At 67.7% G+C, this 13,634-nt stretch carries 9 protein-coding genes; 4 read left to right on the top strand and 5 right to left on the bottom strand.

The genetic code is table 11. The features are described 5' to 3' along the window. Positions 1-89 precede the first annotated feature (89 nt). The 3 genes from FM105_RS05845 to FM105_RS05835 all read left to right on the top strand — a co-directional run bounded on the left by FM105_RS05845 (position 90) and on the right by FM105_RS05835 (position 4,771). Positions 90-1,337 carry an NAD(P)/FAD-dependent oxidoreductase gene (locus FM105_RS05845; RefSeq protein ID WP_087006273.1) on the top strand — a complete coding sequence of 416 codons (1,248 nt, stop codon included), beginning with the start codon at positions 90-92 and terminating at the stop codon, positions 1,335-1,337. 96 nt (positions 1,338-1,433) lie between these two features. Next, complete coding sequence (amaB, locus tag FM105_RS05840; protein WP_087006154.1) at positions 1,434-2,966, top strand: L-piperidine-6-carboxylate dehydrogenase; 1,533 nt, start codon at positions 1,434-1,436, stop codon at positions 2,964-2,966. Between the two features lie 284 nt (positions 2,967-3,250). Beyond that, on the top strand, positions 3,251-4,771 hold the full coding sequence (locus FM105_RS05835) for an SLC13 family permease (RefSeq protein WP_087006151.1): 1,521 nt from the start codon (positions 3,251-3,253) through the stop codon (positions 4,769-4,771). A 42-nt stretch (positions 4,772-4,813) separates the two neighbouring features. Here the strand turns inward: FM105_RS05835 and recQ are convergent, their stop codons facing one another. Both recQ and FM105_RS05825 read right to left on the bottom strand, forming a co-directional pair. Further along, positions 4,814-6,856, bottom strand: coding sequence for a DNA helicase RecQ (recQ, locus tag FM105_RS05830; RefSeq protein WP_256970258.1), 2,043 nt, complete (start codon positions 6,854-6,856; stop codon positions 4,814-4,816). 43 nt (positions 6,857-6,899) lie between these two features. Beyond that, positions 6,900-7,796, bottom strand: coding sequence for a LysR family transcriptional regulator (locus FM105_RS05825; RefSeq protein ID WP_087006148.1), 897 nt, complete (start codon positions 7,794-7,796; stop codon positions 6,900-6,902). A gap of 72 nt (positions 7,797-7,868) precedes the next feature. Between FM105_RS05825 and dapA the strand changes: the two genes are divergently transcribed. Next, complete coding sequence (gene dapA / locus FM105_RS05820) at positions 7,869-8,873, top strand: 4-hydroxy-tetrahydrodipicolinate synthase (protein WP_087006145.1); 1,005 nt, start codon at positions 7,869-7,871, stop codon at positions 8,871-8,873. A gap of 48 nt (positions 8,874-8,921) precedes the next feature. Here the strand turns inward: dapA and FM105_RS05815 are convergent, their stop codons facing one another. The 3 genes from FM105_RS05815 to FM105_RS05805 all read right to left on the bottom strand — a co-directional run bounded on the left by FM105_RS05815 (position 8,922) and on the right by FM105_RS05805 (position 13,520). Continuing rightward, a complete protein-coding gene (locus tag FM105_RS05815) occupies positions 8,922-10,883 on the bottom strand; it encodes an HNH endonuclease signature motif containing protein (RefSeq protein WP_087006142.1) in 1,962 nt (653 codons plus the stop codon). 100 nt (positions 10,884-10,983) lie between these two features. Further along, on the bottom strand, positions 10,984-12,651 hold the full coding sequence (locus tag FM105_RS05810) for an acyltransferase family protein (RefSeq protein WP_087006139.1): 1,668 nt from the start codon (positions 12,649-12,651) through the stop codon (positions 10,984-10,986). A 152-nt stretch (positions 12,652-12,803) separates the two neighbouring features. Next, on the bottom strand, positions 12,804-13,520 hold the full coding sequence (locus FM105_RS05805; RefSeq protein WP_256970257.1) for a response regulator: 717 nt from the start codon (positions 13,518-13,520) through the stop codon (positions 12,804-12,806). Positions 13,521-13,634 lie beyond the last annotated feature (114 nt).

Raw genomic sequence — 13,634 nt, 5'->3', positions numbered from 1 at the left:
GTGAAGAATCCGGCGAGATCAGACTGGGCGGGACATGAGATCCACTTCACAGTCCGCAACGGGGCTGACGAGTGAGGGGGCGAGTGGGCGTGGAATCCACTGGTACGACGAAGACGGAGCGATCCTCCGCGGACGCGTGCGCGAGCAGGACGGAACTGCCGCAGCGTGTGGACGTCATCGTGATCGGCGGCGGCATCATGGGACTCGCGAGCGCTTACGAACTGGCGCGCGCCGGGCAGAGCGTGCTGCTCCTGGAACGGTCCGATCTGGGGTGCGGCTCGACGTCGAAGGCCGCGGGAGGACTGCGCAGCCAGTTCTCCGATGAGGCGAACATCAGGCTGGGAGCGCGGAGTCTGGAGACGTTCGTGTGGCTGCAGGAGCAGCGGGGCCATGAGCTCGACCTGCTGCGGACCGGCTACCTGTTCCTCCTCAGTGAGGAGGAGGACGTCGCGCGCTTCGAGAAGGATGTCGCCCTGCAGAACTCGCTGGGGCTGCGGACGACGATGCTCACGGTCGAGGAGGCGCATGCCCTCTCCCCCGTGATCAGCACCGATGGTCTGATCGGAGCCGTGTTCAATCCGGACGACGCGCACTGCACGCCGGAGGCCGCCGTCGGCGCATTCGCTCACGAGGCCCGGCTCGCCGGAGCGAAGATCGCGACGAAGGCGAAGGTCACCGACATCGAGGTCGTCGACGGCGCTGTGGCGGCCGTGACGGTGGCTCGGGCCAGCGCGGCGGACCAGCATCCGTCCACCGGCTCGGAGCGGCGGATCGAGACCGACCACATCGTGTGCGCCGCGGGTGTCTGGTCCGGGGCGATCGGCGACATGCTGGGCATCGAACTGCCGATCCGACCGCTGAAACGCCATGTCGCCGTGACGGAGCCTCTCGACATCGATACCCGTGCCATGCCGTTCACGATCGACTTCTCCACCTCGTTCTACTTCCACTCCGAGGGAGAGGGACTCCTCATGGGGGCGCCGGAGGTGGAGGACACGTGGGAGTTCGACCTGCACACGAATCCCGGCTGGCTGGAGCACCTGAGCGACCTCATCGAGGCGCGGGCCCCTGATCTGGACGACGTCGAGGTCCGTGCCGGGTGGGCCGGCCTCTACGAGGTGACGCCGGACCACAATGCGCTCATCGGCTCATCGCCGGAGGTGGCGGGCTTCCACTACGCGTGCGGCTTCTCCGGGCACGGGTTCCTCCAGGGGCCCGCGGTCGGCGAGGTGATGCGCGACCTCGTGCTCGGCCGCGAGCCGTTCGTCGATGTGAGCGGGCTGAGCCTCGACCGGTTCAGCGCAGGCGAACTCCGCACGGAGCTCACGATCGTGTGAGGGTGGAAACAGCGAGACGGACGCACAGCAGGCAGAGACACAGCAGGCAGAGACAGCACAGCGACTTCTGACAGCACAGCAGAACTAGGAGAGACGATGACGCTTCCCACACAGGACGAGATCCGCGAACTGACGTGCAGAGGCTTGAGCGGCTGCGGACTGGACCTCGACGCGATCACCGCGGGGACCTCGGCGGCGGGGGTCCGGCTGCGCAGCCCCATCACGGGGCAGGAGCTGGGCTGGGCACGGGCGGACACGCCGGAGACCGCGGCGGACACGATCGGCCGGGCGCACGATGCATTCGCGGAGTGGAAGGCTGTTCCGGCGCCGGTGCGCGGGCAGGTCGTCCAGCGCTGGGGCCGGCTGCTCGAGGAGCACAAGGAGGACCTCGCCGCGCTGGTGACCGTCGAGGCGGGGAAGACGCCGTCCGAGGCCGCCGGCGAGGTGCAGGAGATGATCGACATCTGCGAACTGGCAGTCGGACAGTCGCGGCAGCTGTTCGGCAAGACCCTGCCCAGCGAACGACCCGGCCACCGGCTCATGGAGACGTGGCATCCGCTGGGCGTCGTGGGCATCATCTCCGCCTTCAACTTCCCGGTCGCCCCGTATGCGTGGAACACCGCGCTCGCGATCGTCTGCGGCGATCCGGTCGTGTGGAAGCCCTCGGAGCTCGCGCTGCTGTCAGCGCTGGGGGCGAACGAGCTGCTCACGCGGGCGTTCGAGGAGTGCGGGCAGTCGACGGACGTCAACCATGTGCTCGTTGGCGATCGCAGCGTCGGTGAGATCCTGCTGGACGATCCGCGGGTCGAGCTGGTGTCCGCGACCGGATCCGTGCGGATGGGCCGCGAGGTCGGCCCCCGGGTGGCGCAGAGGTTCGGACGGAGCCTGCTGGAGCTGGGCGGCAACAACGCCGCGATCGTGGCGCCGAGCGCGGATGCGGATCTGGCGCTGCGAGGTGTCGTGTTCGCGGCCGCGGGCACTGCGGGCCAGCGTTGCACGACCCTAAGGCGACTGTTCGTCCATTCGTCGATCGCTTCGGAGTTCGTCGACAAGATCGTCGCGGCCTACGGGACGCTCACGATCGGCTCGCCCATGGACGACGGCGTGCTCGTGGGGCCGCTGGTCGGTCAGGGCGCGTTCGAGTCGATGCAGGCAGCACTGGTGACGGCGGAGGAGCAGGGCGGAGAGGTCTTGTGCGGCGGCGCTCGGGTGCTTGCGGAGGACGGGCCCGACGCCTTCTACGTCGAGCCCGCGGTGGTGCGGATGCCCTCGCAGACTCAGATCGTCCATGAGGAGACGTTCGCACCGATCCTCTACGTCGTGGAGTACGACGATCTCGATGATGCGATCGCGCTCAACAACGCGGTGCCGCAGGGCCTGTCGTCCGCCGTGTTCACGTCCGATCTGGGCGAGGCGGAGAGGTTCCTCGCGGGCTCGGACACCGGGATCGCGAACGTGAACATCGGGACGTCGGGAGCAGAGATCGGCGGTGCGTTCGGAGGCAACAAGGAGACCGGCGGCGGACGCGAGTCCGGCACCGACTCCTGGCAGGCCTACATGCGCCAGGCGACGAACACCGTCAACTACTCCGGCGAGCTGCCGCTGGCGCAGGGGGTCGAGTTCCTGTGAGGTGAGTTGACCGAGGATGCCGCACACCGCACGGTGTGCGGCATCTTTTCTGTTCCGCCCTTCTCCACAGCCTGTGCGCCAGCCGTTGATGCACCCCACCTGGGCCTGATCCTGGGGACCAGGGCACATGCCCGCGATTTCGCGGGAGGGCGGGGCCTCCACACCTCTTGCGCCCCGGCCTCCCAGCGTCTACCGTGAACGCAAGAACGATCGTTCTTTCCTGTCCACGGCGGACCCGCGACCGCCGCCCCGGCACCTGCCGCGCCGATGCAAAGGAGCATCCGATGACGACCACGCCACCTGAGGCCCTCTCCCACACCATTCCTGCGGTTCAGGAGTCAGGGCGCACTCGAAGTCAGAACATCGGTCTCATCACCGGCCCGGCGCTGGCTGGGATCGTTCTCATCGCGGCTCCCGCGTCACTGTCAGGAGACGGCCGGGCAGTGGCCGCCACGGCCCTGCTCATGGCGGTGTGGTGGATGACGGAGGCGCTTCCCCTCCCCGCGACCTCTCTGCTCCCACTGGTGGTCTTCCCCACCGTGGGAGTCGCGGAGATCGGCGACACGGCCGCCCCCTATGCCGGGTCCGTCATCTTCCTCATCCTGGGCGGCGTCCTCCTGGGGCTCGCGACACAGCGATGGAACCTCCATAAGCGGATCGCGCTTCTGACGGTCCTCGCAGTCGGGACCAAGCCCGACCGAATCATACTCGGCATGATGCTCGCGAGTGCGTTCATCTCGATGTGGGTGTCGAACACGGCCACGGCCGTCATCATGGTGCCGATCGCGGTGTCGATCCTCACGCAGATCAGGGAGGGCAACCCTGGTACATCGACGGTGAAGCTCGCCGCCGCCATGCTGCTGGGCGTGGCGTACTCGGTCACGATCGGATCGATGGCGACACTCATCGGCCAGCCGACCATGCCGATGATGCGCGGCTACCTCGAAGAGGCCCACGGGGTCGAGCTCGGATTCGCCGAGTGGATGCTCATCGGGGTTCCCTTCGGGATCATCATGCTGTTCGTCGCATGGGTCATCCTGACGAAGGTCGTCTTCCGCTCGGAGGTCGACGTCATCCCGGGCGGTCGCGACGTCATCCTCACGCAGTTCCGAGAGCTGGGCCGCGTCAGCACCGAGGAGCGGAAGATCATCGGCGTCTTCGGTGGAGCCATCTTCTGCTGGCTGGTCGTCCCGTTCCTCGCGGATGCAGCCGTCATCGCGGAGGCCCTCCCGTGGATCGTGAATATCGACGACACCTCAGTGGCGATTGCGGCGGCGCTCCTCGTCCTGACCCTTCCCGCCTCCAAGCAGAACCGCGGTCCGCTCCTCCCGTGGTCGTCGACGAAGGAAGTGCCGTGGGGCGTGCTCCTCCTGATCGGCAGCGGTATGGCCCTGTCGACACAGTTCACCGCGTCCGGACTGAGCGAGTGGATCGGCGGCAGTGTGTCCCAGCTGGGCGGCGCGTCGCCAGTGATACTCCTCGTCGTGGCCGTGGTCGTGCTCCTGGCGCTCACCGAGCTCACATCCAATGTCGCTACGGCGGCTGCCTTCCTGCCCGTGATGGGTGCGGTTGCAGTAGGGGCGGGGATGGACCCGCTGCTGATGACCGTCGCCGTGACCATGGCGGTGAGCTCCGCATACATGCTCCCGGTCGCGACACCGTCGAACTCGGTCGCGTTCGCCTCCGGGGAGTTCTCGATCAGGTCCATGGTGAAGGCGGGTGTCTGGCTCAACATCATCAGTGTCTGCCTGGTCTTCGGCATGCTCTACACACTCGTACCCCTCGTGCTGGGCGTCGGCCTCTGATCGGGGACACTGCACTGCTCGCGCCGGCGACTGGCGGGGCACTCACCCGCCGGTCGCCTCCGCGAGCGTCGCCAGCACCGCGTCACCGTACTCGGCGAGCTTCTTCGCGCCCACTCCGCTCACGGTGCCGAGAGCACCGATCGAGGTGGGGTTCGTCTCGATGATGGCGACCAGAGTCGCATCGGAGAACACCATGTAGGGCGGGATCTGCTTCTCCTTCGCCACGGATGTCCGCCACTCGCGCAGTGCCTCGAACACCTCGCGCGCGGCCGGCTCGAGCGAATCGGCGGCACGGCTGCGGGACCCCCCGGACCCGACGCCCGCACGGGATCGGCCGGACGATGGGGACGCCGGTGATCGGTCCTCGGCCAGTTCGACGGTGGCCTCGCTGCGCAGGACGGGACCGGCTTCCGGGCCGGGCACCAGAACGCCGTAGTCGCCCTCCGCCTCGACGATCCCCCGTGCGAGCAGCTGGCGCAGCGCGCTCCGCCACTGCTTCTCCGACAGCTCCTGCCCGATCCCCCACACGCTCAGCTCATCGTGGCGGAACTGGGTGGATCGGTCGTTGGGCCGCCCCAGCAGCACGTCCAGCACCTGACCGGAGCCGAACTTCTGGCCCCGCTCCCGGTCCAGCCGGATCAGCGCCGACAGCAGCTTCTGCGCGGGAACGGTGGCATCCCACGTGGTGGGAGGCGTGAGGCAGGTGTCGCAGTTGCCGCAGGCCTCCGAGTCCTGGCCGAAGTACCGCAGCAGCTGGACGCGACGGCAGGTGACCGTCTCGCACAGTGCCAGCATCGCGTCGAGGTGGGTCCGCGCATTGCGCTTGAACTGGTCGCTGCCGTCGCCCTGGTCGATGAAGCGCCGCTGATTGACGAGGTCGCCCAGCCCGTATGCCATCCATGCGGTCGACGGTAGCCCGTCACGCCCCGCGCGACCGGTCTCCTGGTAGTAGCCCTCGATGCTCTTCGGCAGATCGAGGTGCGCGACGAACCGCACATCCGGTTTGTCGATGCCCATGCCGAAGGCGATCGTGGCGACGATGACGATGCCGTCCTCGCGCAGGAACCGCTCCTGATGAGTGTGCCGAATCCGGGCATCGAGTCCCGCGTGATACGCCAGAGCGGTGACACCGCGGTCGTTCAGCCATGCGGCTGTGGTCTCGACGCTCTTGCGAGACATGCAGTAGACGATGCCCGCGTCGCCATCGTGCTCCGCGGAGATGAACCGCAGCAGCTGATCGCGCGGCCTGTCCTTCGGGTCGATCCGGTACTGGATGTTCGGCCGGTCGAAGCTGGAGACGAAGTGCTCCGCCTCCTCCATCCGCAGGCGCGTGCTGATCTCCCGGTGGGTCTCACGCGTCGCCGTCGCCGTGAGAGCGATGCGGGGGACGTCCGGGAACACGTCCGCCAGGACGGACAGACCCAGGTAGTCGGGCCGGAAGTCGTGGCCCCACTGGGAGACACAGTGCGCCTCGTCGATGGCGACGAGTGCGATCCGCGCGCGCTGCAGGAGGTCGAGGGTGCGCGGGAGCACCAGCCGCTCCGGCGCCATGTACAGCAGGTCGATCTCACCCGCGAGCAGGCTCTGTTCGACCGCCTGCGCCTCGTGCGGCTCGAGCGTGGAGTTCAGGAAGGCCGCACGGATCCCCACAGCCTCCAGCGCGGCGACCTGGTCGGACATGAGCGCGATGAGGGGCGAGACGACGATGCCCGTCCCCTCCCGCAGGAGCGAGGGGATCTGGTAGCACAGCGACTTCCCGCCGCCGGTGGGCATGAGGACGACCGCGTCGCCCCCGCCCACGACCTGGTCGATGATCGCCGCCTGGTCGCCGCGGAACTCGTCATAGCCGAACACCTCTGACAGGACCTCCAGCGGAGGCCTGTCGGTGAAGGCCGCCGCCGAGGCGGTGGAGACTCCCGCATCACGCTCGGCTGACGACGAGCCCTCGTACCCGCGAGCAGCGCCGTCGGACTCCGGAGGGGAATCGTCGTACTCCGGGTCGTACGGAGGCTCGTCGAGCGGCGGTTCCCAGCCGTCCGGCTGAGTGGGCCCGGCGGATGCGTCAGTGGTCTGGTGGTCCTCCATGTGGTCCACCCTAGAGCTCAGGTCGGACATCACCGGAGCCCGCTCAGGAATCGGAGACGAGATGAGCCAGAACCGCGCGGATGGCAGGGCTCGCGTCAGCGCTCCGGCGCCACACCGCGTGGACCTCGCGCTGCGGCGGGCGGAGCAGGGGAACCGACACCAGGCCCTCTCGCAGGGGCGGCCGGGCGAGCCGCGGCATGAGCGCGATCACCTCGCCGCCGTCGACGAGCGCCATCTGCGACGCGAAGTCGTCGACGAGGTGGTGGACGTCCGGGGTGACCGTCGCGCCGGCGAACACGCGCCAGAACCACTGGTGACACACCGTGCCGGGAGGACTCGTCACCCAGGCGACATCGGTGAAGTCATCGCTCGTGAGCGGTCGCCCCAGGTTCGCCAGACGGTGGTCCTCCGGCATGATCACGTCGCCGAGGTCGCTGTGCACGAGCTCACGCGTCATCGAGTCCGGTGCAGTCACCGGCAGGCCGTCGGCATCGTGCACGACAGCCACGTCGACCGTGCCGGAGTCGAGGCTCTGCAGCGCCTGGTCCGGATCTTGCTCAAGGACGCGGACGCTCAGGTCCGGACACGAACGCGCCAGCGCGGGCAGCATCGGTGCGATGAGCCCCCGGATCCCGGTGGAGAACGCGGCGAGACGGATGGTGCCGCTGGGAGTGCCCTCCGCCACCGATCGCGCCGCCTCGAGGCAGCGTTCGAGAGCCTGGAAGACGTCCGGAGACGAATCGGCGACGGCCTGACCCGCCGGAGTCAGCACCACTCCTCTGCCCGCCGGGGCGAGCACCTCTGTGCCCAGCTGGCGTTCGAGCCGCTTGATCTGCTGCGAGACGGCCGAGGCGGTGAAGCCCAGGTCCTCCGCAGAACGGGCGAGTGTCCCATGGGCGGCCACCGAGCGCAGGGCCCGCAGCGCAGTCACATCGATCATGAAGCAATGCTACGCAATGAACGTGAATAAGCATCGCTGGACCGCATGCTCGTCAGGCGCGAGGATCGACATATGACACACCTCCCGTCCTCGCCCGCCCAGTGCTTCGGAACCAACCTGGTCGCCATGGTGACACCCATGGAGACTGATGGGAGCGTGTCCAAGCCCGGCGTCAAGGGACTCGTGGACCACCTGGTGGCCACAGGGTGCGACGGGATCGTCGTCGCCGGCACGTCGGGGGAAGCACCCACTCTGACCGACGCCGAGCTCACGGAACTCATCACCCTGGTCCGCGACCGCGCGGCCGGTCGCGCCCGGATCATCGTCGGCATCGGGACCAATGACACGGTGACCAGCATCGACCGAGCGCAGCGCGCCGAAGAGGCCGGTGCCGACGGACTGCTGCTCGTGTGCCCGTACTACTCACGGCCGACCCAGGCCGGCATCGTCACCCACTGCAGCGACGTCGCCGACGCGACCTCGTTGCCGGTCATGCTCTACGACATCCCCGGCCGAGCAGGAACTGCCATGGAGGCCGCGACGCTGATCGAACTGTCGCAGCATCCGCGCATCCGTGCGGTCAAGGACGCGAAGGGTGATCTCTACGAGGCCATGTCGGTCATGGCCCACACGGATCTCGCCTACTACTGCGGGATCGACGAGCTCAATCTGCCGTACCTCGCAAGCGGCGCCACCGGCCTCGTCAGCGTCGTCGGCAATGTCACCGCTGATCGGAACGCGGACCTCATCCGTGCAGTCGCCCGCGGCGACCTCGGGACCGCGCGGAGCATCCACACGGCGCTGTCGCCGCTGACGGAGGCGCTCATGCGGACGTCGCAGGGGGCCATCATGGCGAAGGCGGCGCTCCACGAGCTCCGCGTCATCCCGCACCCTGCCGTGCGTCGACCACTGGTCGAAGGACCCGAGGCGGACCGTACGAAGGTCGCGGCCGCGCTCGTCCGAGTCGGCCTCATGACTGCAGGCTCCGAAGCGACTGGTCATGAAGGTGCTTCTGCCACAGGCACCCCCGACTCCGCCGATATCGCGGTTCCCCTCGCAGTCGCGTCGGGACTGTGAACACACGCAGCACGCGCTCTAGAACCGGAAGAACCCGAATGAACCACATCAGAACGGTGGCGGGTCATCATCGATGACCGTTTCACCCGGCTTATCGTGTTCACTCGGCTGGTCGTGTTCACTCGGCTGGTCGTGTTCACTCGGCTGGTCGTCACCTCCGTCAGCGGAACCTGAGGTCCGCGGCAGCACCACGGTGATGACCGAGCTGCCGAACAGATCTGTGCGACGCGGTGCTCCGTGAAGCAGCTCATCGACGGCGGTTCCGGAGAATTCTGCCGACCGCAGATGGACCCCCAGGACCTCTTCCGCCACGGTGCTGTGCTGAGTCCCTGGATCGGAGGGAGGCGCCACAGTGCGCGTCACCACCCCGAGCGGCAAAGTCCATTCGAGTTCGTCCGCACTCACGCGTCGAAGGCGGATCACGCCATTCGTCTTCAGCTGATGGTGCATGACACACAACGGTACGAGGTTGCACGGGTGAGTGGGCCCACCCCTGCCCGGATCGTCGTGGCAGAACGCTTCACAGTGGTCGATCTCGCAGAGTGTCGAGGACCTGGTGCAGCCCGGTGCCATGCACGATCGCCACTTCTGTTCCACCGCACGTCTCATCGCCGCAGTCGGCGTATAGGTTCTGGTCGCCTCATCGGTGACTGTTCCGGTCGCCGGGTCGTAGAGGATCCTGTGCCACACGGTCGCCTTCGCGGCGACCTGCCTCGCCTGTGCTGCCGGCAGCGGCGTCGAATGATCGAGGGTCGCGGACTCGTTCCCCAGTCCCATGAGCGTCGACAGTGACATCGTCACCGTCACCGCCGCCTGCTTGCGCAGCCATGCACCGTCCGTGGGGCACGCGACAGTAGCCACGAAGCTCTCCTGCTCGGCATCGTTCGCGGCGTCCGGGTCGTGATCTTCGCCAGCAGCTCCGCCCTGTCCGGCGGTGGGCTGCGTCGCCTCCGGGGCTACTCGCACGACGCGCACGTCCGTCTGCGGGACCGCCCCGACTGCGAGGTCGAACATGTACTGCTCGATAGTCCTGTCATCCAGCGTCTGCAGCACACCGTCCGCACTGTCCTGGTTCACGTCGCCCGCATCGCCCGCGTTGATGTCCAGCCCCGCCAGTTCTTGGCGCCGCAGCGCCCGAGCAGTGGCGCGGACTCGCTCGTACTTCAGCTTCAGCGGGAGGATCGGACCGTTCATGACGAGAGTTCCGCTGCCGTCCTGTTCCGGCACGAACCGGATCCCACGGTCCCTGTGGATCGATTCCGGTGACCGCACAGCGGGGTCGAAGCTGTCCCGGATGAACTCGCGAACACGGCGCTCGAACTGGTCGAGTGACATCTCCGGCCGCATCGTCATCGCCATGTCATCGACCGCATTCATCTGACTGATCGTGAGCTGCGAACTCACGACCCTGTACAGCAGACGATCGATGCGGTTGAAGGGAATTCTTCCGGCGACGATCTCTGACAGAATCTGCGGCAGACCGAGGAATGCGGCGAGAGCCCGGCCGGTCTCCCGCCGAGCCGACCCCAGGCGTGTCCGCATCGTCCCATTGAGACTGAGATAGTCCTCGGGCTCCGTCATGCGCTCGAGGACCTGTATGAGAGGTTCAAGAGGGACCACAGAGACTGCTTCCGCACCCGCCCCATGGTGGCGGCGGGGCTTATCGCCGTACCGGAGGGCCGCGTCCACGTCATCTGCGCCGTCGTCGCGGCGCAGGATCCGAACGAGAGCGAAGCGGGCGAGCCGGTGCATCTGCACCGCGCGCAGACGACCGGACACAGTCGAGGTCTGAGCCCATTCCCCCAGGCAATCAGCTGGAAGCGGAAGGTCTGCGTCGATATCGACGTCCGACCACTGCGACGACTGTGCCGAGCGCTCTGCTTCGTCAGCAGCGATCTCTGCGAAGAGCTGCGCGTTGGACGGCACATCAGCGGTGGCGAGCGCGACGCGCACATCGGCGGCGCTCGCGTAGAACAGTTCCCCTGCTCTCCCCCGCAGTACCCGTTCCATCGCTGCCCTTCCCCGGACGCCCACCGGCTGCCCGTCACCCTCATCGCATCCACGTCTATGTGATGCTCCACACCCTACGAGGAGGTACGGACACAACTCCTCACCGAGCTTCGTCACCCGTGTCACCAGGAGCGCTGCGGTCCTCGCCGACGATTCCACCCGCCCGCCCACGGCGCGGCACAGGCCAGACGCTCAGAGTGAGGAGTGCGCTGGCGACCAGCGTGGAGGGAATGATGTCACCGAGGCAGAAGAGGACGATCACGACGCCGGCGACGGCCGCCAGCACGTACAGGACCGCCTGGTTCGCACTCGTACCCTGGTTGGCACTCGCACCTCGGTTCGTTCTCACACCCTGGTCCGCACTCGCACCCCGAGGCGAATGCTTCCCGCGAGATGACCAGCCCCATGAAGGAAGCGTCCACCGGGCGGCGACCGACGTAAGCGCCCGCCGGACCACGTTCTGCCACGCCCGGGTCATCGCCTGACGCATCGCGTAGGCACCGCCCCATACGAGGGCGAGCGCGACGAGCCAGGGGATGCGGGTCAGCCACCACGCCTCGGAGTGCGGCACCGGCAGAGGCAGACCCACCGCCCAGATCGCAGCAGCGACCGCCAGGACGACGGGCATGTGCCACAGGTAGAGGGTCATCGACCCGGCGCTCACGGCTGATCCCGCACGGGCGATGGCTCGAACGCGCATCGCACCACGTGCGGAGACGGCACCGCTGTGCTCACTGTCGTCAGCCGCGTGCCACCACCGATCCAACCGCGGCTTGACCGCACTCAGTGCGAAGAACTGTGCCAGGCCCAGCAGAGCCAGCGCGGCAGTGGGCGGGTTGAGATTCACCAGCATGTCCACCGAATACGGCCCTCTCGTCACCACGACCACGAGCAGCCCCAGCACGACGATGCTCAGCAGCATTCCCCGCGGGACCCCACCACAACGACGCGCACCCGTACCCGCACCCAGTCCCATCCGTACGCGGCGGCTCGCCCACACCTCCACCCGCCCATCGCTCAGCAGGAACCCCAACTGCTGCATGAGCAGCCACACGAAGACGAGGTTGGCATACCCGACCGCAGGAAGCTCCGCAGTGAGCCGCACGGCGTCGACGATCACGATGCCACCGCCCAGGCCGAGCAGTGTCACCGTGGGCCGCAGCCCATGCATCCGCATCATGATCGGCACCATCGCCGTCACACCGATGTAGACCGCGAGGAACCAGAGCGGCTGGGCCACACGCAGCCTCGCCTCTGCCAGAAGCGCTGGATCGACCCCGAGGCCCCCCGCCAGTGCCAGAGCCGACCCCACCACCAGGATCATCGTCGCCGCGGGGAGAGCAAGGCGCCGCACACGACTCCGAACGAACTCTGCCGCCGTACCGCCCCGGCTCTTCACACCTCGCCAGTGCTGGGCGGAGGCGAAGCCTCCCACGATGAAGAACAGCGGCATGATCTGGATCAGCCAGCTGACAGGAGCGAACCACTCCGTGCCCGCCAGCGCGACCTGCGTGCTGAGGCCCCCGTCGGACGACCTCTGCACACCGACCATGAGGGCGTGCAGCATCACCACGATGAGAACGCACGCCGCCCGCACGACGTCCACGGTCTGCGACCGGACGGTGCTGGGGACCGGTCCGGGGCCTCGGTCGGGGCCGAGTTGGGCGCCTCGGCCCGTGCTCCTGTCCGGGGCCACGTGCAGATGGGGCGGCGTCGGTTCTCCCGATGCCGGAGAGGTGGGCTGCGGTGCGGGATGCAGGGCTGTCATGGTGTCTCCTCGTGTCGAACACGAGGACCGTAGGTCGCCGCCTGCGCCTGCCGCGTCACCCTGTGGAGCGGTTCCCCACCCCTACGTCAGACCCATCCTCACCCTCCAGACCCATCCTCACCCGTCAGGCTCCCGAGCTCACCCAGCCCGCATCACCCAGCCGGACTCACCAGACCCGATTCGTACGCCACGACGACGATCTGGGTCCTGTCGCGCAGCCCCAGCTTGCCGAGGATCCGCGACACATGGGTCTTCACCGTCTGCTCTGCGAGGAACAGAACACCTGCGATCTCCGCATTGGATTGCCCGGTCGCGACCAGCTTCATGACCTCGATCTCCCGCTCCGTCAGCGGCGACAGCACCTCCGTTCGACGAGGAGCACGGGGCCTGGACGCGTAGTCCGCGATGAGCCTGCTCGTCACGGATGGCGCGAGCAGAGCCTCTCCCGCCGCCACGATCCGCACGGCGGAGACGAGGTCCTCAGCCGTCGCATCCTTCAGGAGGAAGCCGCTGGCACCGGCGCGCAGCGCGGAGAAGACGTACTCGTCCGCGTCGAAGGTCGTGAGCATGATGATCCGCGGGTGCCCCAGCCCGGGCATCGCCTTCACGGCCCTCGTCGCGTCGAGCCCGTTCATCCGCGGCATCCGGATATCCATGAGGATCACATCCGGATGGGTCCGCCGGACCAGGTCGACGGCATCACTGCCGTCACCGACGCTGCCGACCACGGTCATATCCGTCTGCGCATCGAGCAGTGCGCCGAATCCCTGCCGCACCATCGCCTGATCATCCACGATGGCGACACGGATCGGCCGGTCGTCCTCCCCACCGTCAGTCGGCGGGGTCTGTTCTCTTAATGACGGGGCCACACCTCGAGCGTAGTCCAGCCGGGCCCTCACGCTGCCGGTCGTCGCATACCCCTCAGGTAGCCCCGTGATTCACCCTCCGGAGTGACGCGAAGTCCTCCACCGCACCGCCACGCT

This window comes from Brevibacterium yomogidense (assembly GCF_900163715.1).
Classification (GTDB): Bacteria; Actinomycetota; Actinomycetes; order Actinomycetales; family Brevibacteriaceae; genus Brevibacterium; species Brevibacterium yomogidense_A.
Note: the sequence above shows the minus strand (reverse complement) of the source record. Positions and strands in the feature narration are given on the sequence as shown.

Coding starts and splice junctions, on each gene's coding strand:
- amaB (WP_087006154.1), top strand. CDS start 1,434: ATGACGCTTCCCACACAGGACGAGATCCGCGAACTGACGTGCAGAGGC.
- dapA (WP_087006145.1), top strand. CDS start 7,869: ATGACACACCTCCCGTCCTCGCCCGCCCAGTGCTTCGGAACCAACCTG.
- FM105_RS05835 (WP_087006151.1), top strand. CDS start 3,251: ATGACGACCACGCCACCTGAGGCCCTCTCCCACACCATTCCTGCGGTT.
- FM105_RS05825 (WP_087006148.1), bottom strand. CDS start 7,796: ATGATCGATGTGACTGCGCTGCGGGCCCTGCGCTCGGTGGCCGCCCAT.
- FM105_RS05815 (WP_087006142.1), bottom strand. CDS start 10,883: ATGGAACGGGTACTGCGGGGGAGAGCAGGGGAACTGTTCTACGCGAGC.
- recQ (WP_256970258.1), bottom strand. CDS start 6,856: ATGGAGGACCACCAGACCACTGACGCATCCGCCGGGCCCACTCAGCCG.
- FM105_RS05810 (WP_087006139.1), bottom strand. CDS start 12,651: ATGACAGCCCTGCATCCCGCACCGCAGCCCACCTCTCCGGCATCGGGA.